At 67.3% G+C, this 26,377-nt stretch carries 25 protein-coding genes; 16 read left to right on the forward strand and 9 right to left on the reverse strand.

Annotation, left to right across the window (positions count from 1 at the left end; all coding sequences use genetic code 11):
* Positions 1–136 precede the first annotated feature (136 nt).
* Positions 137–805, forward strand: a complete 669-nt coding sequence (locus tag EC839_RS13405) for a hypothetical protein (protein WP_007160217.1) — start codon at positions 137–139, stop codon at positions 803–805.
* Here the strand turns inward: EC839_RS13405 and EC839_RS13410 are convergent.
* Positions 787–2,016 (reverse strand): nucleoside recognition domain-containing protein, encoded by a 1,230-nt coding sequence (locus EC839_RS13410; RefSeq protein WP_007160216.1) that lies wholly within the window; start codon positions 2,014–2,016, stop codon positions 787–789. The genes EC839_RS13405 and EC839_RS13410 overlap by 19 nt on opposite strands.
* Positions 2,017–2,143: 127 nt before the next feature.
* On the opposite strand from EC839_RS13410, the gene EC839_RS13415 reads away from it, so the two are divergent.
* The 3 genes from EC839_RS13415 to ubiA are packed head-to-tail and all read left to right on the forward strand — an operon-like array spanning position 2,144 to position 4,277.
* On the forward strand, positions 2,144–2,713 hold the full coding sequence (locus tag EC839_RS13415; protein WP_007160215.1) for a DUF2780 domain-containing protein: 570 nt from the start codon (positions 2,144–2,146) through the stop codon (positions 2,711–2,713).
* Complete coding sequence (locus EC839_RS13420; protein ID WP_007160214.1) at positions 2,697–3,299, forward strand: chorismate lyase; 603 nt, start codon at positions 2,697–2,699, stop codon at positions 3,297–3,299. The genes EC839_RS13415 and EC839_RS13420 overlap by 17 nt, the downstream gene beginning before the upstream one ends.
* Positions 3,300–3,329: 30 nt before the next feature.
* Positions 3,330–4,277, forward strand: coding sequence for a 4-hydroxybenzoate octaprenyltransferase (gene ubiA / locus EC839_RS13425; protein ID WP_007160213.1), 948 nt, complete (start codon positions 3,330–3,332; stop codon positions 4,275–4,277).
* Here ubiA and EC839_RS13430 read toward each other — a convergent pair.
* Both EC839_RS13430 and EC839_RS13435 read right to left on the reverse strand, forming a co-directional pair.
* Positions 4,262–5,251: a DMT family transporter gene (locus EC839_RS13430; protein WP_007160212.1), complete on the reverse strand. Its 990-nt coding sequence runs from the start codon at positions 5,249–5,251 to the stop codon at positions 4,262–4,264. The two genes, ubiA and EC839_RS13430, sit on opposite strands and share 16 nt — an antisense overlap.
* A 243-nt stretch (positions 5,252–5,494) precedes the next feature.
* Entirely contained in the window at positions 5,495–6,448 is a 954-nt protein-coding gene (locus EC839_RS13435) for a LysR family transcriptional regulator (protein WP_007160211.1), read from the reverse strand.
* 273 nt (positions 6,449–6,721) lie between these two features.
* Between EC839_RS13435 and EC839_RS13440 the strand changes: the two genes are divergently transcribed.
* Genes EC839_RS13440 through EC839_RS13455 form a run of 4 tightly spaced genes read left to right on the forward strand, consistent with a single transcriptional unit; the run spans position 6,722 to position 11,474 of the window.
* Entirely contained in the window at positions 6,722–8,221 is a 1,500-nt protein-coding gene (locus EC839_RS13440) for an efflux transporter outer membrane subunit (protein ID WP_039975656.1), read from the forward strand.
* Entirely contained in the window at positions 8,218–10,374 is a 2,157-nt protein-coding gene (locus tag EC839_RS13445; RefSeq protein ID WP_007160209.1) for an FUSC family protein, read from the forward strand. The genes EC839_RS13440 and EC839_RS13445 overlap by 4 nt, the downstream gene beginning before the upstream one ends.
* Entirely contained in the window at positions 10,364–10,564 is a 201-nt protein-coding gene (locus EC839_RS13450; protein ID WP_007160208.1) for a DUF1656 domain-containing protein, read from the forward strand. The genes EC839_RS13445 and EC839_RS13450 overlap by 11 nt, the downstream gene beginning before the upstream one ends.
* Positions 10,565–10,574: 10 nt before the next feature.
* Positions 10,575–11,474: an HlyD family secretion protein gene (locus tag EC839_RS13455; RefSeq protein WP_007160207.1), complete on the forward strand. Its 900-nt coding sequence runs from the start codon at positions 10,575–10,577 to the stop codon at positions 11,472–11,474.
* A 315-nt stretch (positions 11,475–11,789) separates the two neighbouring features.
* On the opposite strand, the gene EC839_RS13460 is transcribed toward EC839_RS13455, so the two are convergent.
* From EC839_RS13460 to EC839_RS13470, 3 genes are read right to left on the reverse strand one after another with little or no spacing between them, the layout of a single operon-like run.
* Complete coding sequence (locus EC839_RS13460; protein WP_007160206.1) at positions 11,790–11,951, reverse strand: DUF1328 domain-containing protein; 162 nt, start codon at positions 11,949–11,951, stop codon at positions 11,790–11,792.
* A gap of 29 nt (positions 11,952–11,980) precedes the next feature.
* Entirely contained in the window at positions 11,981–12,202 is a 222-nt protein-coding gene (locus tag EC839_RS13465; RefSeq protein ID WP_177416730.1) for a hypothetical protein, read from the reverse strand.
* A gap of 10 nt (positions 12,203–12,212) precedes the next feature.
* Positions 12,213–12,467 carry a hypothetical protein gene (locus EC839_RS13470; RefSeq protein ID WP_007160204.1) on the reverse strand — a complete coding sequence of 85 codons (255 nt, stop codon included), beginning with the start codon at positions 12,465–12,467 and terminating at the stop codon, positions 12,213–12,215.
* 443 nt (positions 12,468–12,910) lie between these two features.
* On the opposite strand from EC839_RS13470, the gene algB reads away from it, so the two are divergent.
* On the forward strand, positions 12,911–14,260 hold the full coding sequence (gene algB, locus EC839_RS13475) for a sigma-54-dependent response regulator transcription factor AlgB (RefSeq protein WP_007160203.1): 1,350 nt from the start codon (positions 12,911–12,913) through the stop codon (positions 14,258–14,260).
* On the forward strand, positions 14,257–16,047 hold the full coding sequence (locus EC839_RS13480; RefSeq protein WP_007160202.1) for an ATP-binding protein: 1,791 nt from the start codon (positions 14,257–14,259) through the stop codon (positions 16,045–16,047). Before algB ends, EC839_RS13480 begins: the two co-directional genes overlap by 4 nt.
* Positions 16,048–16,163: 116 nt before the next feature.
* On the opposite strand, the gene EC839_RS13485 is transcribed toward EC839_RS13480, so the two are convergent.
* Genes EC839_RS13485 through EC839_RS13495 form a run of 3 tightly spaced genes read right to left on the reverse strand, consistent with a single transcriptional unit; the run spans position 16,164 to position 19,459 of the window.
* Positions 16,164–17,636, reverse strand: coding sequence for an FGGY family carbohydrate kinase (locus EC839_RS13485; RefSeq protein ID WP_132832644.1), 1,473 nt, complete (start codon positions 17,634–17,636; stop codon positions 16,164–16,166).
* Positions 17,637–17,676: 40 nt separating this feature from the next.
* Positions 17,677–18,633 carry a transketolase family protein gene (locus EC839_RS13490; RefSeq protein WP_007160200.1) on the reverse strand — a complete coding sequence of 319 codons (957 nt, stop codon included), beginning with the start codon at positions 18,631–18,633 and terminating at the stop codon, positions 17,677–17,679.
* The gene (locus tag EC839_RS13495; protein ID WP_007160199.1) at positions 18,623–19,459 is read right to left on the reverse strand and encodes a transketolase; all 837 of its coding nucleotides are present in this window, start codon (positions 19,457–19,459) and stop codon (positions 18,623–18,625) included. The genes EC839_RS13490 and EC839_RS13495 overlap by 11 nt, the downstream gene beginning before the upstream one ends.
* A gap of 336 nt (positions 19,460–19,795) precedes the next feature.
* Here EC839_RS13495 and EC839_RS13500 point away from each other — a divergent pair, with 336 nt between their 5' ends.
* From EC839_RS13500 to EC839_RS13525, 6 genes are all read left to right on the forward strand, one after another.
* Positions 19,796–20,791, forward strand: a complete 996-nt coding sequence (locus EC839_RS13500; RefSeq protein ID WP_007160198.1) for an ABC transporter permease — start codon at positions 19,796–19,798, stop codon at positions 20,789–20,791.
* A gap of 56 nt (positions 20,792–20,847) precedes the next feature.
* Positions 20,848–21,780, forward strand: coding sequence for a sugar ABC transporter substrate-binding protein (locus EC839_RS13505; RefSeq protein ID WP_007160197.1), 933 nt, complete (start codon positions 20,848–20,850; stop codon positions 21,778–21,780).
* A gap of 101 nt (positions 21,781–21,881) precedes the next feature.
* Positions 21,882–23,387 (forward strand): sugar ABC transporter ATP-binding protein, encoded by a 1,506-nt coding sequence (locus EC839_RS13510; protein ID WP_007160196.1) that lies wholly within the window; start codon positions 21,882–21,884, stop codon positions 23,385–23,387.
* Positions 23,388–23,401: 14 nt separating this feature from the next.
* Positions 23,402–24,166: an SDR family oxidoreductase gene (locus tag EC839_RS13515; RefSeq protein WP_007160195.1), complete on the forward strand. Its 765-nt coding sequence runs from the start codon at positions 23,402–23,404 to the stop codon at positions 24,164–24,166.
* A gap of 153 nt (positions 24,167–24,319) precedes the next feature.
* Entirely contained in the window at positions 24,320–25,120 is an 801-nt protein-coding gene (locus EC839_RS13520; protein ID WP_007160194.1) for an SDR family oxidoreductase, read from the forward strand.
* A gap of 175 nt (positions 25,121–25,295) precedes the next feature.
* Positions 25,296–26,246 carry a sugar-binding transcriptional regulator gene (locus EC839_RS13525; RefSeq protein ID WP_007160193.1) on the forward strand — a complete coding sequence of 317 codons (951 nt, stop codon included), beginning with the start codon at positions 25,296–25,298 and terminating at the stop codon, positions 26,244–26,246.
* The last annotated feature ends 131 nt before the right edge of the window (positions 26,247–26,377 follow it).

Genomic DNA, 26,377 nt, shown 5'->3' on the forward strand with positions numbered 1-26,377 from the left:
TTGGCGTGATGACCTCTCAGGCTTGGACGCTCCAGCTGTGGCGATGTTCTCAGCGCCGCCCTTTGGTCAGCGAAGCGGTGGAACCTGGAACCCGAACGGTATTTCCGATGGTCATTCCGTTCAGCGAAGTGCTCCCATGTTCCAGTGGTTAAAAGACAATTCCCAGGTCCTCACGCTCTTTGCCCAGTGCTGCACCCTGGGCGTCTGGGTGCTCTATGCGCAGCTCCTGCTCAACAACTACAAGCGCCAGCGCCAGCCGCGGCTGATCATCAACCGCGGCGCCGGCAAGGGCGTGGGCGCCCTCTGCCTGCTGTCCAACATGAGCGCCGAGCCGGTGTTCATCAACCAGCTCACGGTGATCCTCAAGACCAATCGCGAGACGCTCTACACGGATGTCACCGACATCCGCGAGAGTGGCCAGGATGACGTCGATCCCGATCTGGTGCTGGGCCAGGCCACTCACCAGGGCCCGCTCAACACCGGCGACTTCACCCACATCGGCACCTTCCAGGGCCTGATCCGCCGCGCCGCCGAGTACAACGGCCTGACGCTGGAAGACCACCGCCCGCCCGAGGGCTGGGTGTTCGAGGGCCTAGAGATCCGCGCGGTGGCCTTCTACGGCTCGGATCACGACCCCATCGGGGTACGTCGGCGCTTCCGCCTCGGCCAGCACGACGGCCACTACTGCGCGCTGATCGCCGAGGACTGGCAGACCCAGCAGCTGACCACGCGCCGCCAGCGGCGCATGGTGCAGGACGAGTGGATGGTCGAGCTGGAGCCCAAAGCTCAGCCAAAGAACCAGTAGCAGATCAGAATCGAGGCCGTGACCCCGGTGAATTCCGCCAGCAGGGCGCACCCCACCGCATGGCGGGCGCGCTGGATGCCCACCGCACCGAAATACACCGCCAGCACATAGAAGGTGGTCTCGGTACTGCCCTGGATGGTCGCCGCCACCAGTGCCGGAAAGCTGTCCACGCCGTGGGTCTGCATGGTCTCGATCAGCAGGGCGCGGGCGGCGCTGCCGGAGAAGGGCTTGACCAGGGCGGTGGGCAGCGCCTCGACGAAGCGGGTGTCCCAGCCAAGGAACGTCACCGCATGGCGGATGCCTTCGAGAACGGCTTCCAGGGCGCCGGAAGCGCGCAGCACCCCCACCGCGCAGAGCATAGCGACCAGATAGGGCAGCAGCGACTTGGCGACGTCGAAGCCTTCCTTGGCGCCTTCGACGAAGGCTTCGTAGACCGGCACCTTGCGCAGGGCGCCAAGGATCATGAACGCCAGGATGATGCCGAACAGGGTCAGGTTGCCGAGCAGCGACGACAACCCGGCCAGCGCCGTGGCGGTCAGGGTGAAGAGAAAGGCGACGAAGGCGCCGAAGGCCAGGGCGCCGCCGCCGATCCAGGCCAGCACCACCGGATCCCACAACTTCAGCCGCTGCATGAAGGCCACCGAGAACAGCCCCACCAGGTTGGCGCAGGTGTGGGCCAGCAGGATCGGCAGAAACACCAGGGTCGGATCGGTGGCGCCCTGCTGGGCGCGGTACATGAATACCGTCACCGGTAGCAGGGTCAGCGAAGAGGCGTTGAGCACCAGGAAGAGGATCTGCGCATTGCTCGCCGTGGTGCTGCTGGGATTGAGCTCCTGCAGGGCGCGCATGGCCTTGAGGCCGATGGGCGTGGCGGCGTTGTCCAGGCCCAGACCGTTGGCGGCGAAGTTGAGGGTGATCAGCCCCAATGCCGGATGACCGCGCGGCACCTCGGGCATCAGCCGGGCGAACAGCGGCCCGAGCAGCCGCGCCAGGGCGTCCACCAGCCCGGCCTTTTCGGCGATGCGCAGGATGCCGAGCCAGAGGGTCAGGGTACCGAACAGGAGCACCATGACCTCCACCGACAGCTTGGCCATGGCGAACAGACTCTCCACCATGGCGGCGAAGACCCCGGCGTTGCCGGCGACCAGCCATTGGCCGAAGGCGCTGATCCCGGCAACGATGAAGAAGCCCAGCCACAACCCGTTGAGCATCGCGGTTCTCCCGGCAAAACGGCGATAATAACCGCAGCGTCCGCTCCCTGCAGGGACGCCGTTCAGTCTGTGGTCATCGCCGCCGGGTTATCCTCTGACCTTTCACGCAATCCGCTGGAGTCCGCCCATGCGTCTGTCCGTTCTCGCCCTGCCGCTGATGCTCGCCGCCAGCCCGGTGTTCGCCTTCAACCTCAATGACGCCGTCAACGCCTACAACAGCGCCAATGGCAACAACAACGCCAAGGCCACCGCCGCCGCGGCGGCCACACCCCAGGCCCAGGGCCTGCTGCAGGCGCTGACCAGCCAGCTCAACGTCACCCCGCAACAGGCGGTGGGCGGCACCGGCGCCCTGCTCGGCCTGGCCAAGAATCAGCTGGTGGGCAACGACTATCGCCAGCTGGCCAAGGCCGTGCCGGGACTGGATCAGTTGGCCGGCGCCAATGCCACCGGCGGCCTGGCGCAACTGGGCGGCCTGGGCAGTCTGCTCGGCGGTGGTGGTCAGGACGCCAAGCAGAGTCCGCTGGGCAGCCTGCTGGGCAATGTCGACAGCCGTCAGGACGTCGACAAGACCTTCAACGCCCTGGGCATGCACAGCGGCATGACCAGCCAGTTCGCCCAGGTGATCCTTGGCTATCTCGGCAAGCAAGGTACCCAGCCCTCCCTGCTGAGCACCCTGGGCAATGTCTGGGGCCTCTGACGGCGCCCCGCGCTGGCGGACCCAGGCGGCGGCCGGCGCGGAGCCGGACTATGCCGAGGCGCCGTACAGCTGGCTCTATGCCGACCGCGGCTCTCTCACCGAACGCCTGACCGCCCTCAGTGGCGGGCGCTTCGCCGTCGAGGTGATCGCCGAAGGCTGGCAAGCGCTGCGGCCGGACGAGTGCCAGGCGCTGGAGGTGCCGCCGGCCAGCCCTGGCTGGGTGCGCGAGGTCTGGCTGCGCGGTGCTGGCGAAGCCTGGGTCTTCGCCCGCAGCGTGGCGGCGCGCGAGGCCCTGGACGCGGCGGATTTCGACCTGGCGGCGCTGGGCGAGCGCCCCCTCGGCCACTGGCTGTTCCAGGCCCCGGCCTTCGTGCGCGGGCCGCTGGAAGCCTGTCGCTATCCGCTGGCCTGGCTGCCCGCAGGGGCGGCCACCACGCCCTGCTGGGCCCGGCGCTCGGTGTTCCGGCGCGGTCCCCTGGCGATCCTGGTGGGCGAGGTCTTCCTGCCGGCTTTCTGGGGGCACGCGCGGCGCGAAGGCGAGCCAAATCATCACGACGGCAGCGGCGAAATCCCAGGCCCCCTATAATCGCCGGGCCCTTCGCCATGCAGCCGTCCGATGAAAAAGAACGCCTCCCGCCCCCGTGATCGCCGTCCCGCCGCGCCCCGCGGCCCCGAGCCCAGCGCCCGGGTGATCGCCACGCGCCCCCGTCGCGAGCGCATCCGCGACTTCGTCCAGCTGACCCGGCTGGACCGCCCCATCGGCATCTATCTGCTGCTCTGGCCCACCCTCTGGGCGCTGTGGATCGCCGCCGAGGGCGTGCCGAGTCTGAAGAATCTACTGATCTTCGTGCTCGGCGTGGTGCTGATGAGATCGGCCGGCTGCGTGATCAACGACTTCGCCGACCGCAATTTCGACGGCCACGTCGCCCGCACTAGGAACCGCCCCCTGGCCACCGGGCGCATCTCGCCCAAGGAAGCCCTGCTGTTCTTTGCCGTGCTGGTGCTGCTCAGCTTCGGCCTGGTGCTCTGCACCAATGCCACCACCGTCTGGCTGTCCTTTGGCGCCCTTGGCGTGGCGGCGCTCTATCCCTTCATGAAGAGATACACCTACTACCCCCAGGCGGTGCTCGGCGCGGCCTTCTCCTGGGGCATGCCCATGGCCTTCACCGCCGAGACCGGCCAGCTGCCGGCGGCGGCCTGGCTGCTGTTCGTGGCCAACGTGATCTGGACGGTGGGCTACGACACCTACTACGCCATGGCCGACCGCGAAGACGATCTCAAGATCGGGGTGAAATCCACTGCCATCCTGTTCGGCGACGCCGACCGGGTGATCATCGCCACCCTGCAGGGCCTGACCCTGTTCTGCCTGGCGCTGGCCGGCGGCCGCTTCGGCCTGGGCCTGCCGTTCTACCTGGGGCTGGTGGTGGCGGCTGGCTGCTTCGCCTGGGAATTCCACGTCACCCGTGGCCGTGATCCCCTGGTGTGCTTCAAGGCCTTCCTTCACAACCACTGGGCGGGTCTGGCGATCCTCGTCGGCATCATCGCCGATTACGGACTGCGCTGAGCCGGAGCGCCCGTAGCGGCATCGGCCACCACTTCCGGCAGCGCCTCGGATTGCGCCGCCGGCACCGCCCGGGCCTTCTTGGCCCTGGAGGCCTTGCGACTCTGCTGCCAGGCCACCGCCAGGCCGCTGGCGCAGATGATGAGGATGCCGATCAGCGCACCACTGTCCGGCACATGGCCGAAGAAGAAATAGCCGATGATGCCGGCGGTGACGATCTGGCCGTAGCTGAAGGGCGCCAGCAGCGCCGGCGGCGCATAGCGGAAGGCCTGGGTCAGCAGCAGGTGGCCGGACATGCCGAAGAGGCCGAGCAGGGCCAGCATGAAGCCGTGGCCCAGGGTGGGGATCTCCCAGAAGAAGGGCACCACGCTGCTCAGCACCAGGGTGTTGATGATGCCGGTGAGGAAGTTGCTGGTAGTGGGGCTGTCGATGCCGCTGAGCAGGCGCGTCAGCAGCTGGTAGAGACCGAAGCACACCGCCGAGCAGACCGGCAGCAGCACCGCCGGGGTGAACAGCTGGCCACCCGGCCGCACGATGATCAGCACCCCGATGAAACCGGCCAGCACCGCCGCCCACTGGCTGCGGGTCACGGTTTCCTTGAGCAGCGGCACCGACAGCGCCGTCACCATCAGCGGCGCGAGAAAGTTGACCGCCGTGGCCTCGGCCATCGGCAGGTAGCGCAGCCCGGTGGTGAAGAACAGGCTGCAGCCGATCAGGCACAGCGCCCTGAGCACCTGCAGGCCGGGTCTCTTGGTGCGGATCACCGCCAGCCCCGAACGCGGGATGAAGATGCCCATCATCAGCAGCGTGTGGGAGAGATAGCGGGCCCAGACCACCATGACCACCGGATAGAAACCGGACAGGTACTTGGAGAGGGCATCGTGGGAGGCGAACAGCCAGACCGCGAGGCAGATCAGGGCGATGCCCTTGAGCGGCTGGTCGGCGAATCTCAGAGTGGGTCCTGCTGGGGCGCTCATTGGACTCCCGTGGCGCTGACGGCGGTCCCTGACCGCCTGCATGATCCGGCCGTCCTGCACGGCGGTCCGTCGGCGTGGGCACCGACTCGGGACATGGACCTCGACGATAGCGGAGCGTGCCGTCGAGCAGCCATCCTGTCGCCCTCAGGACCGCGATACCGGGCGATATTTCAATAGCTTACTAACTATGACCCGGCGCGCGGCCCGGCCTTCTCCGAGCTTAGTCCAAGCGCCCCGCTGATCTCAATGCGCTTGTCCGACGACTTCGCTGACGGCGCGCACGAAGGCCTCGTCCGCTTCCAGTGCCCCGGGGATCTGTTCGCGCAGATAGGCCACCCAGGTGCGGATCTTGGCATCCAGGTACTGCCGCGAGGCATAGAGCGCATAGGCATTGAGCCGCTGCAGGCGATAGGCCGGCAGCACCCGCACCAGGCTGCCATCGCGCAGGCCGTCCACCGCCGAATAGAGCGGCAGCACACCGATGCCCAGCCCCTGACGCAGGGCCTCGGTCATGGCGTCGCCGACGTTGACCTGAAAGGGGGTCTCGCCGATGCGATAGGTTTCCGGGCCGTTGGGGCCCTCGAAGTGCCAGCGGTCGAAGGACACCACCGGACTGATGAATCTCAGGCAGGCGTGGTGGGCCAGCTCGGCCGGCGTCTGCGGCTGACCATGCTCCTGCAGGTAGGCGGGCGAGGCGCAGAGGATGCTGTAGGTGTGGCCGATCTGCTGGGAGACGAAGCCGGAATCGGGCAACTCCGCCGCCACCACGATGGCCAGGTCGAAACCCTCTTCGAGCAGATCGGGGATGCGGTTGGCCATGGTCAGGTCGAAGCGCACCTCGGGGTACAGGGCGCGATAGCCGGCGATGGCGCGGATCACATAGTGCTGACCGATGCCGGTCATGCTGTGCACCCGCAGCCGTCCCTCGGGCCGCGCCTGGGCGTGCCCGGCCTCGGCTTCGGCCTCTTCAACATAGGCGAGGATCTGCTCGCAGCGCGCCAGGTAGCGCTGGCCGGCCTCGGTCAGGGCGATGCGTCTCGTCGTCCTATGCAGCAGGCGGGTGCGCAGATGGGTTTCCAGATGGGCCACCGCCCGGGAGACGTGGGCCGTGGTGGTCTGCAGCGTCTGGGCCGCACCGGTGAAGCTGCCGCTCTCCACCACGGCGACGAAAACGCGCATGTTGTGCAGGGTGTCCATGCCGCCTCGACAGTCGGGAAAAGCGTCATTCTCCATATTATTTCAGTATGTGAAACAAAGATTCGCCGGTTCGCGCGCTAATCGGCCACCCGGGAATTTTATAGAATCGTTAGCAGCCTAATGGTAACGTCCGCTGACCGCCTGGTTCGCGGGCGTCCGCTACAGGCGTCTCCTACAGGCGTCCTCTTCAATTCCAGCTCATCTCGCCAGCCGCGCTGCGCCGTCTCACGCCAGACGCAGGTATGGCCTTGTTGCCAACGGACCCCCCACGTGTTGCCTTTCTCTAGCAGAGCCTGGCCTGCGCTCACGGTGGTCGCCCTCGCGACCCTGCTGGCCGGCTGTATCGGTACCGGTCACAACGCGCCCCAGGCGCAGCGTCTCGACGATCAGTCGCTGGCCACCGATGCCGCCATCCAGGCCGCCGCCGGCCAGGCCGCCTGGCCCGAGCGCCAGTGGTGGCGCGCCTATGGCGATCCCCAGCTGGATGCCTGGATCAGCGCCGCCCTAGCCGACAATCCGCGCCTGGCCACGGCTGCCGCGCGGGTGCGCCGCGCCGAGTCCCTGGCCGGCCTGGCCGAATCCCGCGAGGCCCTGCAGGTCGAGGCCAAGGGCGCCTTCAAGCGCTACAGCTGGCCCACCGACGGCTTCTATGGCCCGGGCGAGCTGGCCGATCGCACCACTTGGAACAACAATGCCGAATTGGGCCTGAGCTATGCCCTGGACTTCTGGGGCCGCGAGCGCGACGCCAGTGCCCAGGCGCTGGACCAGGCGCACCAGGCCGCCGCCGAGGTGCGCGCCGCCGAACTGGAGCTGACCGGCAACATCGTCCGCAGCTACATCGGCTTCGCCCTGCACCACGACCAGCGCGACATCCTCGCCGCCACCCTGGAGCAGCAACGGCAACTGGCCGACCTGGCCCAGCGCCAGCTGGACGGCGGCCTCGGCACCCAGTTCGAGGTCAGCCAGGCGCGTGCCCTGCTGCCCGAGACCGAACGCCAGCTGGAAGCCCTGGACGAGACCTTGGCACTGGATCGCAACCAGCTCGCCGCCCTGGCCGGCAAGGGCCCGGGTGCCGGCGCCCGCCTGCAACGGCCGCGGCTGACCCTGGGCGCGGCGCCGCGCCTGCCCAGTAGTCTGCCCCTGGAACTGGTCGGCAAGCGCCCGGACGTGGTGGCGCGCCGCTGGCAGATCGCCGCCGCGGCCAAGGGCGTGGACGTCGCCCGTGCCAGCTTCTATCCCAACATCGACCTGGTGGCCAACGTCGGCCAGTTCCTGACCCTGGGCCGCCTCAGCGAGATGCTGACCCACGCCAAGACCGGCTCCTTCATCGGTCCCGCCTTCTCCCTGCCGATCTACGACGGCGGCGCTCTGCGCAGTCGTCTCGGCGCGGAATCGGCGGCCTACGACATGGCCGTCAGCGCCTACAACCAGACCCTGGTGGACGCCCTCAAGGACATCTCCGATGCGCTGATCAAGGCCGACTCGGCGGCCAAGCAGGCCACCCTCGCCGACCAGGCCAGTCAGGAAGCCCAGCGCACCTACGACATCGCCCGCGAGGCCTTTCGCCGCGGCCTGACCGACTACCTGCACGTGCTCGACGCCCAGACCCGGTTGTTCGCCCAGCAGCGGGTCACCGCCCAGGTGCATGCCCTGCACCTGGCCGCCCAGGCCGCTGCCCTGGTCGCCCTCGGCGGCGGCGCGGACCTCGAACGCGGCCCGGGCGACCGCGACTTGGTGCCGGCGCGCGTGGCCGTCGAGCGAGCGCCCCGGTGAGTACGGGCACCGCCGCCGGCGCGCCGCTGCGCCAGGCCCTCGGCGCCTGGGCACGCAGCGATGGCAGCCTCTGGCTCTATCAGGCCAAGATGCTGCTCGCTGCCAGCCTCACCCTCTGGCTGGCCATGCGCCTGCAACTGCCGCACCCCAGCTCGGCGGTGATCACCGTGTTCATCGTCATGCAGCCGCAGAGCGGCCAGGTGCTGGCCAAGAGCTTCTACCGGGTCATGGGCACCCTGCTGGGGCTGGCAGTGATGCTGGTGCTGATCGCCCTGTTCGCCCAGGAACGGGTGCCCTTCCTGATCTTTCTGGCGCTGTGGATCGGCCTCTGTGTGGCCGGTTCGGCGCGCTACCGGGACTTTCGCAGCTACGCCTGCATGCTGGCCGGCTATACCGCCGCGCTGATCGGCATTCCTGCCGCGCTGAATGCCGACACCGCCTTCATGTCGGCGGTGATGCGGGTGCTGGCCATCACCCTGGGCGTGCTCTGCAGCGGCGCGGTGAGCGCGGCGGTCTTTCCGCAGACCAGCGCCACGGCCATGCGCGCGACCCTCTATCGGCGCATGGGCGGCTTCGCCGGGCTGGCCGCCGACGTCCTGCGCGGTCGCCTCGACCGGGCCACCCTGGAAGCCGCGGGCGTACGTCTGGCCGCCGAGGCGGTGGGGCTGGAAAGCCTGCGCAGCGCCTCGGCCTTCGAAGACCCGCACATGCGCATGCGCAGCGGCCGCCTGGCCCGGCTGAATGCCGAATTCATGGGCCTGACCACCCGCCTGCATGCCCTCAGCCGCCTGCTGATGCGCCTGCGCGAGCGCGACGCCCAGCTGCCACTGGCAGCCCTCGAACGCCTATGGGCCCCGCTGCTGGAACTGTTCGAGGAATGGCGCGGCCAGGCGCTCACCGACCGTGCTGCCCTGACGGCCGCGGCGCGCCTGGAACAGCTGCACCAGGGTCTGCGACCACGTATCCGCGCCCTGCGTGCCGAGCTGCCACCCTTGAGCGAAACCGACCGGCGCGACTTCGAGACCGCCGTGGAACTGCTCTTTCGCTTCACCGGCGAATGGCATGGCTACTTGCAGACCCATGCCTCCCTGGCTGCGCCCCGGCATAGCCGCGAGCAGTGGAAGCCGCGCTTCGTGGCCAAGGCCAATGCCCTGGGCGCGGCGGTCACGGGTATCCGCAGCGCCTTTCTGGTGCTGGTACTGGGCGCCTTCTGGATCGCCAGTGCCTATCCCAGCGGCGGCATGCTGGCGCTCAACGCCGCGGCCGTCTCGGCCCTGGCCTCGGCCTCGCCGGATCCCAAGCGCACGGCGCTGCAGATGGCCGTCGGCGCCAGCGGCGGCGTGGTGCTGGGCTTTTTCCTGACCTTCTTCGTCTTTCCCTGGATCACCGGTCTGCCGCTGCTGCTACTGACCCTGGCGCCGGTGTTCATGCTCGGCACCTGGATCTCCCTGCGCCCCGGTTGGATGGGCTATGGCCTGGGCTGCCTGGTGTTCTTCTGCTTCACCTCGATTCCCGACAATCCGCCGGTCTACGACGCCTATGCCTTCATCAACAATGGCATCGCCGTGGTCCTGTCGATGGTGATCACCGCGGCGGTCTCGGCGGTGCTGTTGCCGCCCAACAGCCCCTGGCTGTGGCGCCGGCTGGAACGGGACCTGCGCCAGCAGCTGGTACGGGCGGTGAGCGCGCCGCTGCCGCACCTGGCGCCGGCCTTCGAGGGCCAGACCCGCGACCTGCTCAACCAGGCCTATGGCGTCAGCGCCGGACGCGGCGAGGCTCAGCGGCGCCTGATCGGCTGGGCCTTCGCGGTGTTGGAGATCGGCCATGCGGTGATCGAGCTGCGCCAGCTGCAGGCGCGGCTGCCGAGCGCGCCACGCTATGCCGAGGGCAGCGCCTGGCGCCAGGCCATCCGCGTGGTCGGACGCGCCCTGGTGCGTCTCTTCCTCAAGCCCGGCGCGGAAAATCTGCGCCGGGCGCTGGCGGCGGTGGATGCGGCCCTGGCCGCCGTGACGGTCGTGACCGAACCGCCGGAACTGCCCTATGACGAGTCGCCGCTGCGCCAGGTGCAGAGCGATCTGTACTTCATCCGCAGCGCCCTGCTTGATCCCCAGGGGCCGCTGGCCCGCTATCTCGAGATCCCCCATGCCACGTGAAATCGCCTTCCACGGCCTCTACCTGCCCACCGTGACGGTGCTGTTCCTGGTCGCCGCCCTGCTCGCCTGGGCGCTGGACCGGGTGCTCGCCGCGGTCGGTCTCTATCACGTCGTCTGGCATCCGGCGCTGCTGCGCCTGGCCCTGTTCATCTGCCTCTACTGCGCCCTGGCGCTGTGCGTCTATCGCTAGGACTCCTGCCATGATCCTCAAGAAACTCTTCGGCGTGCTCTTTACCCTGCTGGTGGTCTGCCTGGCGCTGATCCTTGGTCGGCTGCTCTGGGTGCACTACATGAACGATCCCTGGACCCGCGACGGCCGGGTGCGCGCCGAGGTCATCACCATCGCGCCCGACGTGGCGGGCCTGGTGACCGAGATCGCCGTACGCGACAACCAGTGGGTCAAAAAGGGCGACCTGCTGCTGCAGATCGATCCGGAGCACTACGAGATCGCCGTGCATCAGGCGGAGGCCACGGTCGCCGCGCGCAAGGCCACCCTGGCCATGCGTCAGCAGAACGCCCGCCGCCGCGCCGACATCGACAGCCTGGTGGTCTCCCGCGAAAACCGCGAAGACGCCAGCAGCGCGGCCCTGGCGGCCGAAGCCGATCTGCGCCAGGCCCAAGCCCAGCTGGAATCGGCGCGCCTCAATCTCAAGCGCACGCGGGTGCTGGCGCCGGTGGATGGCTACGTCACCAACCTCTCGGTATTCAAGGGCGACTATGCCGCCGCGGGCGCGCCCAAGCTGGCCGTCATCGACGCCCATTCGTTCTGGGTCTATGGCTATTTCGAAGAGACCAAGGTGCCCCATGTGCGGGTCGGTGCGGCAGCGGAGATGCGCCTGATGAGCGGCCAGACGCTGCAGGGTCACGTGGAAAGCATCGCCCGCGGCATCTATGACCGGGACAATCCCCAGAGTCGTGAACTCACTGCCGATGTGAATCCCACTTTCAACTGGGTGCGCCTAGCCCAGAGGGTGCCGGTGCGCATCGCCCTGGACCCGGTGCCCGAGGGCCTGCTGCTGGCGGCCGGCACTACCTGCACGGTGGTTCTGGAAGACGCCCGCGGCGAGCGCTCCTGGTGGGAGGCTTTCTGGCAGGGTTGAATCCTGCCGAACGCTCGACTTTTCCTCTCCCAAACGACAACACCCCTGACGTCGGCGGGTTTCGATAGAGACGAAACCGGTCGAATTCAGGGGTGTGGTCGTAACCAGCCCAGTCCGCCGCGAGTGCGAAAGTACTCCCTGTACTCTTGGAACCCTCCCCTACTGCAGAGCGTCCCGACCATGTGGCCCTTGCGTCTCGGGTTAGGAGACGACTTCGAGGTTGTCCATTGAATCGGCTTAAAGCTGCAATCCGATGACAGAGCCTCAGCAGCCGGTCGTTACGACCGGCTGCTCGTCTTGCTCATGGCTCGACCGTCAGGGACGACGGCGACCCATGAAGAACGACACCACGAACAGCACCAGGAACAGCACGAACAGGATCTTGGCGATACTGGTGGCGGTACCGGCGATGCCACCGAAACCCAGGACGCCTGCGATGATCGCGATGATCAGGAAAGTGATAGCCCAGCTCAGCATGGTGTTTCTCCTATGTATTGCAAGTGCACTCAGCGGACGACAGCACCTGTCCAGCGAGCAGTGGTTTTATTAGCGAAATCCTGGGTATCCAGACTCGCCATCCGTGGTTCCACATCGGTCAGATCGAGATCCAGACCATTGAGGTTGTGCGTCTGATTGAGCGCACGACCCATCATCAAAGCACTGAGCAACATCCCAGTCACGACCGCCGCTGCAGCGAACAACAAGATCATCAGCAGCATCCACATCATGGTCATGACCTCAGAATACCCAGCGGGTCTGCTTCACCAGACGGTCACCGTTGGACTGTGCCGGGATGGCTTTGAGTTCCCCACGGCCTTGACTTGCCAGCGGCTTGGCTGCAGGCACCATGGCCTGGGCAGCAATGCGAGTGGACGCGATGAGTGCCTGCTCGCGGCTGACGTCCTGGCCCTGGGGGGCAGCGACGGCAGCGCTGGCGAAGCAAGCGAAGAGCGCAGTACCTACCAAGTGCTTGCGAAGGGTCTGGCTGATCATCGGGTATCTCCTGCAATCCGTTGGCCCTGAGGCCGGCTTGCCAAGGAGACTGCAGACTGCGTGCCAGCTTTTCGAAAACTATTTTTACTTTATAAAACAATAGCTTATACGTTTAGCCAGAAACCTCTCCACTTGCACCTTGCAAGGTGCAACGCCTGAGCCATTGCGTTTTGCATGATGGCCAGGGGGCGATCTGGGGGCACTAGGCCAGTCCGAAGGCAAGCGCAACGATAAAAGGCGGCCAAAAATCCCTCCGGTGCTCGCCGGAAATCGGCTTCTTGCCACTTTCTCGCCTGCGGGTTGCGATCTGCACGATGGTCGTTACATCACGCCTGGATGGCCCGATGGTCCTGCGGATTGCAACTTGCACGATGTATGATGGACTAACTGCCAGCCCTGTCCTTTAGCGCTTTTCGGCCCCTGTGGCCTGGAGTTCTCCCGTCATGGAACAAACCAGCGGTCGTATCCTGCTCGTGGATGACGAAGCCGCCATCCTGCGGACCTTTCGTTTCTGCCTGGAAGACGCCGGCTATAGCGTGGCCACGGCCAACAGCGCGGCCCAGGCCGAAGCCCTGCTCCTGCGTCAGGTCTACGACCTTTGCTTTCTCGACCTACGACTGGGCGCAGACAATGGTCTGGACGTGCTGCAGCAAATGCGTATCCAAGCGCCCTGGATGCGGGTGGTAATCGTCACCGCTCACTCGGCCATCGACACTGCGGTGGATGCCATGCAGGCCGGTGCCGCCGACTACCTGGTGAAGCCCTGCAGTCCCGACCAGCTGCGCATGGCGGCGGCCAAGCAGCTGGAATTCCGCCAGCTCTCGGCGCGCCTGGAGGCCCTCGAGGGCGAAGTGCGCAAGTCCAGCGCCGGTCTCGATTCGCGCAGCCCGGCGATGATGAGCATCCTGGAGACCGCCCGGCAGGTCGCCACCACCGATGCCAACGTGCTGATCCTCGGCGAGTCCGGTTCCGGCAAGGGTGAACTGGCCCGCGCCATCCACGCCTGGAGTCGGCGCGCCAAGAAGACCTTCGTCACCATCAACTGCCCGTCGCTGTCCGCCGATCTGATGGAAAGCGAGATGTTCGGCCATACCCGCGGCGCCTTCACCGGGGCCAGCGAGAGCACCCTCGGCCGGGTCAGCCAGGCCGATGGCGGCACTCTCTTCCTCGACGAGATCGGCGACTTCCCCCTGGCCCTGCAGCCCAAGCTGCTGCGCTTCATCCAGGACAAGGAATACGAGCGCGTCGGCGATCCAGTGACCCGTCGAGCCGACGTGCGCATCCTCGCCGCCACCAACCGCAACCTAGAACAGATGGTGGCTGAAAACGAATTCCGCGAAGACCTGCTCTATCGCCTCAACGTCATCGTGCTCAACCTGCCGCCGCTGCGCGAGCGCAAGGAAGACATCGTCGATCTCGCCGAGCGTTTTCTTGCCCGCTTCGTCAAGGACTACAACAGACCCGCCCATGGCTTCAGCGAGGCTGCCCTGGACGCCCTGCGCAACTATGGCTGGCCAGGCAACGTCCGTGAGCTGCGCAACGTCATCGAACGGGCGAGCATCATCTGCGGCCAGGACCTGGTGGACGTCAATCACCTGGGCCTGGGTGACAGCCCGGCCAGCAGCGGCGCCGCCAGCGCGCCGCGGGTCGGCGAGGCCCTGAGTCTGGAAGCCCTGGAGCGCGCCCACATCGCCGCGGTGATGGCCACCAGCGAGACCCTCGACCAGGCCGCCAAGACCCTCGGCATCGACGCGTCCACGCTCTATCGAAAACGCAAGCAGTACGGGCTATGAAACTGCCGATCAAGTTGCACACCCGCCTCTTTCTCAGCATCTCCGCCCTGATCGCCGTGGCCCTCATCGGGCTGCTGGTCGGCCTGGTCAGCGTCCTGCACCTGGCCCGCGAGCAGAGCGTCCAGACCCGCAGCAATCTGGACTTCATCAACCTGACGCTGAACATGCGCCAGGAGCTGAGCAACAGCCTGTTCCAGATGCTCGATGGCGCCCCGGATCCCCAGGTCCTGGTCGCCGCCCAGCAGCGCTTCGAACAGAACCTGCACCTGGTCCAGGGCGAGATGCACAAGCCCGAGCAGCTGGCGGTGCTGGAAGACGTCAAGCGCCGCTACGAGCGCTTCGCCGACTATCTGCGCGCGCCGCCCGGCGGCTACAACCAGTTGCGCGCCGATCCGGATTTCCAGCAGACCCTCGACGCCCTGCGCAATCGCATCTACGACCTGCAAAAAAGCTATGTGGTGACCCTGGAGCGCATGCAGAACGAGGCCCATGACCGGGCGGTGATCATCGCCCTGCTGCTGGCGCTGATCGGTGTGGCCATCCTGGTCACCGGGGTGGTGACCGCCAACGGCATCGCCCGACGCTTCACCGGCCCCATCGACGGTCTGGCCAAGGCTGCCGAGCGCATCAGCCAGGGCAACTTCGACGTCCAGCTGCCCACTTCGCAGATCGCCGAATTCACCCTGCTCAGCCGCCGCTTCGGCAACATGGCCCAGGCTCTGCACCGCCTCAGCCAGACCAATGTCGAGGCCCTGGTGGCCGGCCAGCGGCGCCTGCAGGCAGTGCTCGACAGCATCGACTACGGCCTGGTGATCCTCGATCCCCAGGGCAACATCGAACACGCCAATCCAGTGGCCTGCCGCCAGCTGGGCTGGAACGAGAATCACCTGGGCGAATCCCTGATCGCCGCCCTGGAACGACCCGAAATCGAGACCAGCGTGCAACGGGTGCTGGCCGGCGGCGCCCTGGATGCGGCGCCCGAAGACCTGGAGATCCGGGTCGACGACGAGGTCCGGCTGCTGGCCTGGAGTCTGACCCCGGTCAACCACGCCGATGGCCGCAGCGTGGGTGCGCTGATGGTGCTGCGCGATGTCACCGAGCAGCGCGCCTTCGATCGGGTGCGCAACGAATTCGTGCTGCGCGCCTCCCACGAATTGCGCACGCCGGTCACCGGCATGCACATGGCCTTCGGTCTGCTGCGCGAACGTCTCAAGGTGGCACCGGAATCCCGCGAGGCCTTTCTGCTGCAGACGGTGGACGAGGAAACCCATCGCCTGGTGCAGCTGATCAACGACCTGCTGGACTATTCGCGCCACCAGAGCGGCCTGCAGCGTCCAGAAAAGCTGCCGAGCGAGATCGGCGACCTGCTCGAAGAAGCCCGCGCCCGCCATGCCGACGAGGCCCGCGAGCGCGATGTCGAGCTGGCCGTCGAGTTGCTGCACACGCCGCTGCCACGGGTCAGCCTGGACCCCAAGCAACTGGGCCGGGTGTTCGACAACCTGCTGAGCAATGCCCTGCGCCATACCCCGGCCGGTGGCCGTATCGTCATCCAGGCGCTGCGCCAGAACGATCAGCTGCTGATGGCGGTGCAGGACAATGGCGAGGGTATCGCCTACGCCCAGCAGGGTCGAGTATTCGAGCCCTTCGTGCAGATCGGCAGCCAGAAGGGCGGCGCCGGCCTGGGCCTGGCCCTGTGCAAGGAAATCATCCGCCAGCACGGCGGCCGCATCGGCGTGGTCTCCCGCCCCGGCCAGGGCACCCAGATCTTCATGACCCTGCCGACCTGAGCCAGGCGACCCGGGCCGTCGTAGGATGGGTTGAGCGCAGCGAAGCCCAACGGTGCCTCAGCGTTTGCCAACGCTGGGCTTCGGCGATGGAGCCGCCTCAACCCAACCTAGGGTCTTTACAGCAGTGTCCGCGCCAGGGCCTGGCGCCAGCCGGCGTAGAGTTCCTGCACGGTATTGGCGCGGGGTTCGTAGCGCCGACGCGGCCGTTCGAGATCGCTCAGGGCCGCGGCGTCCTGCCACCAGCCCAGGGCGTGGCCGGCCAGGTGGGCGGCGCCCAGGGCCGAGACCTCCGGTGACAGACTGCAGATCACCGGGCGCTGCAGGAGATCAGCCTGGAATTGCAGCAGCCATTCGTTGCGCGTGGCGCCGCCATCCACCCAGAGTTCATCCAAAGGCGTCGGACTGTCCTGCTGCATGGCATCGAAGACATCACGGATCTGGTAGGCGATGGCCTCCAGGGCCGCGCGCATCAGGTGCGCCCGACCGCAGTTCTCGGCCAGGCCGCAGAACAGCCCACGGGCCTCGGCCCGCCAGTGCGGCGCACCCAGGCCGCCCAGCGCCGGGACGAAGTAGACACCGCCATTGTCCGGCAGCGCCGCGGCTTCGGCGGCCAGGGCCTCCAGTTCTCCCGCGCCACCCAGCAGCCGCGCCGTCCAGCCCACGGCGGCGCCGGTGTGGACGATATTGCCTTCCAGGGCAAAGGTCGGGATCGCGCCCAGGCGCCAGGCCAGGGTAGTGGCCAGGCCATGGGCGGAGACCACGGGTTCGGCGATGGGCGTCATCAAAGAGGAGCCGGTGCCCAGGGTGGCCTTGACCTTGCCCGGGACGAAACCGCCCTGGCCGAACAGCGCCGCATGGGAATCGCCGATCATCGCCAGGATCGGCAGACCGGCCGGCAGCGGACCCTGGGCGCGGGTCTCGCCGAAGCAGCCAGCACTGGGGCGGATCTCCGGCAAGGCCGCCTGGGGAATGCCGAACAGCTTCAGCAGCTGCGGATCCCAGTCACCGCCGCGCAAGTCGAGCAACTGGGTACGGGCCGCGTTGGCCGCGTCGATGAGAAAGCTCGCGCCGCCGCTGAGTTGCCAGAGCAGCCAGCTGTCCACGGTGCCCAGGCAGATCTCGCCGGCGGCGGCGCGAGCCGTGCCGTCGGGGATCTGGTCGAGCAGCCAGCGCCATTTGCCGGCGGAAAACATCGGATCCAGCGCCAGGCCGCTGCGCTGCAGGATCAGCTCGCCGTGGCCGGCAGCGTGCAAGGCTTCGCACTGCGGCTGGGATCTCTTGCACTGCCAGCTCACCAGCGGACCGAGCAACTGGCCGCTGCCGCGCTCCCAGGCCAGGGCGGATTCGCGCTGGTTGCTGATGGCGATGGCCGCCAGGGGGGCGTCCGTCTGGGCCAGGCAGTCGCCGATGGCACCCTGCAGGGCCTGCCAGATGGCCAGGGGGTCCTGCTCGGCGTAGCCCGCCTGCGGATGCTGGACGGTCAGCGGCCGGGAACTGCGGGCCACGACCCGGCCGGCGCGATCCACCAGGATCGCCTTGGCATTGGTGGTGCCCTCGTCGAGGGCGAGGATCAGCGGTTCGGCGGCCATGGCAGCTCCTGTTGTTGTTCTTGTGGCAGACGCCTTGGCCTCAGCGCAGGCGCTGTACCGCGGCGACGATGCCGGCGGCATCGATGCCGTGCTTGGCGCGGGTCGGCCCACGGCCGCCGGCGGCAGCATACTCGCCATCGGCGATGCCCAGGCGGATCAGCCGCACGCCCAGCGCGGCCTCGGCCATGACCTCGGCGACCAGGCTGCCCACCCCACCGTTGGCATTGTGCTCTTCCACCGTAACCACCCCACCGCGAGCGGCGCAGAGAGCTTCCAGCAGGGCCTCGCGCCGGAGCGGACGGATCGACGAAAGATTGATCACCTGGGCGCTGACGCCCTGCTCGGCCAGCTGCCGCGCGGCCTCGACGGCCTCGTGGACCACCGAACCCAGGGCCACCAGGCTGACGTCGTGCCCTGGCAGCAGCACGTCCACCTGACCGGGCACGAAGCGATAGTCGGGCCCGTGCAGATCGGGCAGCGCCTTGCCGTCCAGACGGATATAGACCGGACCGTCATGGGCCAGGGCGTGCTCGACGATCTGCCGGCATTCGGCGCCATCGGCCGGGGCATAGATCTCCACGTTGCCGAAGCCGCGCATCACGGCGATGTCGTCGAGGCTGTGGTGGGTGCTGGCCAGGGGACCGTAGCTGGCCCCGGCGTTGAGGCCGAACATCTTGACGTTGGACCTGTTGTAGCAGACGTCCACCTTGACCTGTTCGTTGGCGCGGGAGATCAGGAAGGGCGCGGCGTTGCAGGTCACCGCCACCTTGCCGGCGAGGCCCAGGCCGGCGGCCACCCCGACCAGGGTCTGCTCGGCGATGCCGACGTTGACCAGGCGCTCCGGGAAGCGTTTGACGAAGGGGCCGATCTTGGCCGTGGAGGTGGAATCGCTCACCACCGGCACCAGGTCGACGCCGGCGTCCACCGCGGCGATGAAGGCCTCGACCATGACGCTGGCGAGATGGGCTTCGCCCGGGGTCTGGGTATCAGTGGCCATGGTCGAGCTCCTCCAGTGCAGCGGCGATCTCGTCGCCCTTGGGCACCCGGTGGTGCCATTCGGGTTTGCCTTCGATGAAGGAAACCCCCTTGCCTTTGACGGTATTGGCGATCAGCACCTGGGGCTGGCCGCGGTGTTCGCGCAGGACTTCCAGAGTCTCCACCAGCTGGGCCACGTCGTTGCCATCGCACTCGACCACATGGAAGCCGAAGGCGCGCCACTTCTCGGCCAGGGGCTCCAGCGGCAGGATCTCAGCTGTGGGGCCGGCCAGTTGCAGGCGGTTGTGATCGACGATCACCGTGAGGTTGTCCAGCCGGTACTTGGCGGCGGTCAGCGCCGACTCCCAGTTGGAGCCCTCGCCCAGTTCGCCATCGCCGGTCAGCACATAGACGCGGCGCGGACTCCTGTCGCGCTGGGCAGCCAGGGCGATCCCGGTGGCAACCGGCAGGCCGTGGCCCAGGGCGCCAGTATTAAGTTCGATGCCAGGGGTCTTCTGCCGCACCGGATGGCCCGGCAGGTGGGAGTCGAAATGCTGGTAGGTATCGAGCCATTCCGGCGGAAAGTAGCCGGCCTCGGCCAGGCAGCAATAGAGGCCGCCGACGCCGTGGCCCTTGCTCTGGATGTAGATGTCGCGCTGGGGATCGGCGAGGCGCTCCGGGGCGACGTCGAGCAGGCGGAAGTAAAGGGTGGCGAGGATGTCGGTCTCCGACAGATCCGCCCCGGTATGGCCGCCGGCAGGCGAAGCGGCGTTGAGCTGGATGACACGCCGGCGGATCAGCCGGGCCTTTTCGCGAATCTGCGCGACGTCGTACTGGAACGGATTCATCAGGCGACCCCCTCGGGTATCCGAAGCTGCAGTGGAGCAGACGCCTGCCGAGGTTTCAGTGGGCGTCTTATGAATATTTATTCGTCACTGAAAATATATTTATCATTTAGACCTCAATCCACAGGGCCGTCAATAGCCAGGAGGGACCGTTGGCGGCCGGATGAACGGATAGAATGCGGGGCAGGATGCGGGATTGCCGAGGCCGTCGCGTTCGGCGCGCGGCGATGAAAAGGCGCTTGACTTCCATCCGGAACAGGCGGAGTCTGAATTAAAAATCAGGCACGCATAAATATTCAGGCGAGCCAGACACAAGAACAATAACCTCAGGAGAAGTGCGTGGACGCCAAAGCCCCGACCGCCTCGCCACCCGCCAAGCCCCTCGCCCGCCTGGCCCTGCGCCTGCCGCGCAACGTCGGCGGTCCGCTGATCGGCCTGGCGCTGCTGATCGCCGTGTTCTCCTTTGCCTCGGAGTATTTCTTCTCCGTGCGCAACGCCCTCAACATCCTCGACCAGGTGACCGTGCTCGGCATCCTGGCCATCGGCATGACCCTGGTCATCGTCATCGGCGGCATCGACCTGTCGGTGGGCTCGGTACTGGCCTTCGCCATGATGCTGCTGGGCTGGCTCTATCAGGACATCGGCTGGCCGCTGGGTCTGGCGATTCCCGCCGCCATCCTCGGCGGCCTGGTCTGCGGCCTGGTCTCGGGCCTGCTCATCGCCCGCGCTCGCCTGCCCGCCTTCATCGCCACCCTAACCATGATGTCGGTGGCCCGCGGCCTGGCCAACATCCTCACCGATGGGCGCCAGATCGTCGGCTTTCCCGACTGGTTCACCAGCCTGGCCACGGTGCGGCACTTCGGCTTCCTCTCGGTCACCGTCGGGCTATTTCTGCTGATGCTGCTGGTGGCCTGGGTGTTCCTGCGCTTTCGCGCCGGTGGCCGCAACCTCTATGCCATGGGCGGCAGCGCCGAGGTGGCGCGGTTGTCGGGCATCAAGGTGCGCACTATCACCGTCTGGATCTATGCCCTGAGCGGCGCCCTGGCGGGCCTGGCCGCGGTGGCCATGGCCGCGCGGCTGGATTCGTCCCAGCCCAGCGCCGGCCTGTCCATGGAGCTGGATGCCATCGCCGCGGTGGTGATCGGCGGCGCCAGCCTCAGCGGCGGCGTCGGCAGCGTCGGTGGCACCCTGGTGGGGGTGCTGATCATCGGCGTGCTGCGCAACGGCCTGAATCTGCTGGGGGTCTCGCCCTTCGTGCAGCAGGTGATCATCGGCATCGTCATCGCCCTGGCCGTCACCCTGGACACCCTGCGCCGCCGTAACGGGCAGCGCTAGATCAGATCGGCTTCGTCTCGTCACCGCAGTACAACAATAACAACGGAGTGCCATCCATGCTGACCCCCAAGAAGCTGTTGCTCAGTACCCTGTTCGCCGCCATCACCTGCACCGGCGCCCTCAATGCCCAGGCCAAGGAACTCACGGTGGGCCTGGCCGTGGCCAACCTGCAGGCCGACTTCTTCAACCAGATCAAGCAGGCCGTCGAGGCCGAGGGCAAGGCCAAGGGCATCAAGGTGATCACCGTGGACGCCCAGGGCAACTCGGCGACCCAGGTCAACCAGATCCAGGACCTGATCACCCGCCAGGTCGACGCCCTGATCTATATCCCGGCCGGCGCCACCGCCGCCGGTGTCCCGGTCAAGGCGGCCAAGGCCGCCGGCATCCCGGTGGTGGCGGTGGACCGCAACGCCCCCGACGCCCCGGGTGACACCTTCATCGCCAGCGACAGTGTCGGCGCCGCCCGTACCCTGGCCGAATACGTCGGCAAGGTCACCAACGGCAAGGGCCGCGTCGCCATCCTCCAGGGTCAGATCGGCACCACGCCGGAAAACGATCGCGCCAAGGGCTTCGCCGAAGGCCTGGCCAAGTTTCCCGAGCTGAAGGTGGTCGCCCAGCAGCCCGCCGAGTGGGCCCAGGATAAGGGCTTCGCCGTGGCCCAGGACATGCTCCAGCGCGATCCCAACATCAGCGTCTTCTTCGGCCGTGCCGACGCCATGGCCCTGGGTGCCGCCCAGGCGGTCAAGGTGGCCAACCTCGACCATCCGGTGACCATCGTCGGCTTCGACGGCGATGTGGCTGGCCTCAAGGCCGTGGCCGCCGGCACCCTGTCCGCCACCATGACCCAGCAGACCCGCAAGATGGGGCGCATGGCCCTGGAGTCGGCGGTGGCGCTCAAGGAAGGCAAGCAGGTGCCCAAGGAGCAGCTGCAGGAGGCGATCCTGACCACCAAGGATAACGTCGCCCCCTTCATCGAGAACCACCCGTAACGGTGCGTCTGGCCAGCGGCGGGTAACGGCCGCCGCCGCCAGCCCATGCCCCAGGTGCCTCCCGCGGGAGGCACCGTTTCAGCTCCCCCTTCGGAGGCTCCATGTCCGCCGTCATGCCCCTGGAACAGCCCGCGGCCCTCAGCCTGAGAAACATCGGCAAGAAATACGCCGGCATCGAGGTGCTGAGCGGCGTGGACGTCGACATCCAGCCCGGCGAGGTCCTGGCCCTGCTCGGCGAGAACGGCGCCGGCAAGTCCACCCTGTCGTCGATCATCGCCGGCCTGGTGCCGCCCGAGGCCGGCGGGCGCATGACCTGGCTGGGTCGCGACTACGCTCCGGATTCCCCCGGCGCCGCCCTGGCCGCCGGCATCGGCCTGATCCACCAGGAGATCCGCCTGCTGCCGGAATTGACCATCGCCGAGAACATGTTCGTCGGTCGCCTGCCCATGCGCGGTGGCCGCATCGATCGCTCCTTCATGGAAACCGAAGCCCAGCGCCAGCTGGATCGCCTGGGCCTGAAGGTACCCGCCACGCGTACCGTGGCCGGCCTCAGCGTGGCCGCCCAGCAACTGGTGGAGATCGCCAAGGCGCTGACCCTCAAGGCGCGCCTGCTGATCCTCGACGAACCCACCGCGGCCCTGGGTGGCGAAGAGACCGAGTTGCTGTTCGCCCAGGTCGAGCGGCTCAAGGCCGAGGGTGTCTCCTTCATCTATATCAGCCATCGCCTGGAAGAGATCGCGCGCATCGCCGACCGGGTGCTGGTCTTGCGCGACGGTCGCCAGATCGCCCTGCACGCCACCGCCCAGGTGCCGGTGCGGCAACTGGTGGAAGAGATGGTCGGCCGCAGCGTGGAACGCATCTTCCCGGCCATGGCGGCGCCCGCTGCCCGCGAGGTGCTGCGGGTGAAGGGCCTGAGCTGCCGCGAGATGCCGCTCAAGCACATCGATTTCAGCGTGCGCGCGGGCGAAGTCTTTGGCGTGGCCGGAGTGGTCGGCGCCGGCCGTACCGAGCTGGTCCGCGCCATCGCCGGCGCGGCCGAGCAGGTCACCGGCGAACTGGTGCTGGAAGGCCAGGCCTGCCGCTTCGCCAGTCCCTACGACGCCATCCACGCCGGCATCGTGCTGGTGCCCGAGGATCGCAAGCAGCAGGGCGTGGTGGTCGATCACGCCATCGAGGAAAACCTCATCTACGGCAACACCGACCTGCTCGCCGGCGGCGGCTGGGTCTCACCCGGCGGCCTGCGCGCCTTCGCCCGCAAAGCGGTGGCGCGACTCGGCGTCAAGGGCCAGCCGGAGCAGGCCATCGCCGCCCTCTCCGGCGGCAACCAGCAGAAGGTGATCATCGCCAAGTGGCTGGCGCGCAACCCCAAGGTCTTCATCCTCGACGAGCCCACCCGCGGCATCGACGTCGGCGCCCGCGCCGCCATCTACCAGGTGATCGCCGAACTGGCGGCCACCGGCATGGCGGTGATCGTGGTCAGCTCGGACCTCGACGAGGTCCTCGGCCTGTCGCACCGGGTCATGGTGATGAGCCGTGGCCAGCAGATGGGCATTCTCGAACGTGAACAGGCCACTCCGGTGGCCGTGATGGAACTGGCGACCGCCTGACTAGGAGTTCTTACATGCGTCTCTTCGATCTCGGCGGCCAGACCGCCTTCGTCACCGGTGCCGGCAGCGGCATCGGCCAGGCCATCGCCGTCGGTCTCGCCGAGGCCGGCGCCCAGGTGGCCTGCTTCGACCTGCCGGGCAGCCGCGACCTCGCCGGTACCGTCGAGCGGATCCAGGCCCATGGCCGCCGCGCCCTGGCCCTGGAAGGCTCGGTGACCAGCGCCGCGGATCTGGAAGCCGCGGTGGCCCGTACCGAGGCCGAACTCGGCCCCCTGAGTCTCGCCGTCAACAGCGCCGGCATCGCCAATGCCCAGCCGGCCGAGGAGCTGGAGCTGGAGCGCTGGCAGCGCATGCTCGACATCAACCTCACCGGGGTGATGCTCAGCTGCCAGGCCCAGGCGCGGGTCATGCTGCCGCGCGGCAAGGGCGCCATCGTCAACATCGCCTCCATGTCCGGCAGCATCGTCAACCGCGGCCTCTTGCAGGCCCACTACAACACCTCCAAGGCCGGGGTCATCCACCTGACCAAGAGCCTGGCGATGGAATGGGCCGAGCGCGGCATCCGCGTCAACTGCATCAGCCCCGGCTACACCGCCACGCCGATGAACACCCGTCCCGAGGTGGCCGACCAGGTCAGGATCTTCGAGCAGACGACCCCCCTGGGCCGCATGGCCGAGGTGGAGGAAATGGTCGGTCCGGCGATCTTCCTCTGCAGCCCGGCCGCATCCTTTTGCACCGGGGTGGATCTCATCGTCGATGGCGGCTTCGTCTGCTGGTAACGCTTTTCACGATCTGCTGCGCGTCGGCCAACCTGCGTTGAATACCGCTTCGGACTGCTCATTTACCACTCGTAAACTCCGCGTCCTCAGCTGTATTCGCCTTGTTTGGCTCTAGCTCGCGAGATCGTGGCCTATAGCTCTAGGAGGTTTCACGTGGAACGTCGCTTCGCAGGTCAAACCGTGGTCATCACCGGCGGTTGCCGGGGCATCGGCGAGGGTATCGCCGAGCGCTTTGGGCGTGAGGGCGCCAACTTGGTACTGGTCTCCAACGCCGAGCGGGTGCACGACACCGCCGCGCGGCTGGCCGCCGAGACCGGGGCCGAGGTGCTGCCACTGGTGGTGGACATCACCGACGAGGCGGCAGTGGCCGACCTCTATGCCCAGGCCGAGGCCCGCTTCGGTCGGGTCGACGTCTCGGTGCAGAACGCCGGCATCATCACCATCGATGCCTTCGACCGCATGCCGCGGGAAGACTTCGACCGCATCCTGCAGGTCAACACCACCGGCGTCTGGCTGTGCTGTCGCGAGGCGGCCAGGCGCATGGTCGCCGCCGGGCGTGGCGGCCGCCTGATCAACACCAGCTCCGGCCAGGGGCGCCAGGGCTTCATCTACACGCCCCACTATGCGGCGAGCAAGATGGGCGTCATCGGCATCACCCAGAGCCTGGCCCACGAACTGGCGCGCCACGGCATCACGGTCAACGCCTTCTGCCCCGGCATCATCGAAAGCGAGATGTGGGACTACAACGACCGCGTCTGGGGCGAGATCCTGTCCACCCCGGAAAAGCGCTATGGCCAGGGCGAACTGATGCGGGAATGGGTCGGCAACATCCCCATGAAGCGCGCCGGCACCCCGGCCGATGTGGCCGGCCTGGTGGCCTTTCTCGCCTCGGCGGACGCCGCCTACATCACCGGCCAGGCGATCAATGTGGACGGTGGCCTGATCATGTCCTGATCGACCCCCGGGGACGCCAGGCCGCAAAAGCCTTGGCGTCCAGCGGGAGGCTGAGGGAAAATAGCGGGAAAATGCGCCTTTCTAACAGCCAAGTGCCTGCTTTTTGAGGGTTCGTCACGGCCGCCCCGGCCCGGCGGCCCTGGGTGCAACCTAGCCGCCGGTACCGGAAATCTGGATGAGTAATCTCGAAGAACAACGCCTGCTGACCAAGATCGCCTCCCTCTACTACGAAGAAGGGCTCAAGCAGTCGCAGATCTCCGAACAGCTCGACCTGTCGCAATCCTTCGTCAGCCGTGCCCTGAGCCGAGCGCTCAAGGAAGGCATCGTGCGCATCTCGGTGCAGCGCCCGCGCAACTTCCACCTGGAGCTGGAGCGTCAGCTGCAACAGCGCTACGGCATTCGCCAGGCGATCGTGGTGGAGCCCACCGGTGACGACGAAGAGGCCATCAAGCAGGCCATCGGCTCGGCCGCCGCCCACTATCTGGAAACCAGCGTCACCGAAAAGGACCACATCGGCATCTCCTCCTGGAGCTCCACCATTCGCGCCATGGTCGGCCACATGCACCGCGGCAGCAGTCGCCAGGGCGCGACCGAGGTGGTGCAGCTGCTCGGCGGAGTCGGCAACAAGGGTGCTTTCGAGGCCACCCTGCTGACTCAGCAACTGGCCAATCTGCTCGGTTGTCCAGCCTATCTGCTGCCCTCGCAGAGCATCGAGCAGTCGCCGGAAAGTCGTCAGCGCATCCTGCAGCTGGACGAGGTGCGCGAGGTGACCGAGCGCTTCGCCCGGCTCACCGTGGCCCTGGTCGGCATCGGCGAACTGGAGCCGTCGCAGCTCCTGCGCAACAGCGGCAACTACCACGGCGAGGCCATGCTGGAAGTGCTCGCCGCCCGCGGTGCGGTGGGCGACATCTGCCTGAGGTACTTCGACGCCCAGGGCCGGCCGGTGCTGGACGACAGCGAAGAAACCGTGGTCGCGGTGGACCTGCCGCAATTGCTAGAGATCGACCGCGTGGTGGGCTTGGCCGGAGGCCTGCGCAAGGTCAATGCCATCCGCGGCGCGCTGCAGGGCGGTTATCTGGATGTCCTGGTGGTCGATCTGCGCACTGCCCTGGCGCTGGTCCCCTAATCCACGCAAGCGGCTGCCAGAACCAAGCCGAAAAACCCGATTTCCTGCCAAACGGCATCGTCGATACGGAAATCTTTGGCAACATTCGGCAAGGGCTGATCCGTAAGCTGTAGGACGACTGTTCTCTGGAT

The sequence above is a fragment of the Pseudomonas sp. JUb52 genome, from assembly GCF_004341115.1.
Taxonomy (GTDB): Bacteria; Pseudomonadota; Gammaproteobacteria; order Pseudomonadales; family Pseudomonadaceae; genus Chryseomonas; species Chryseomonas oryzihabitans.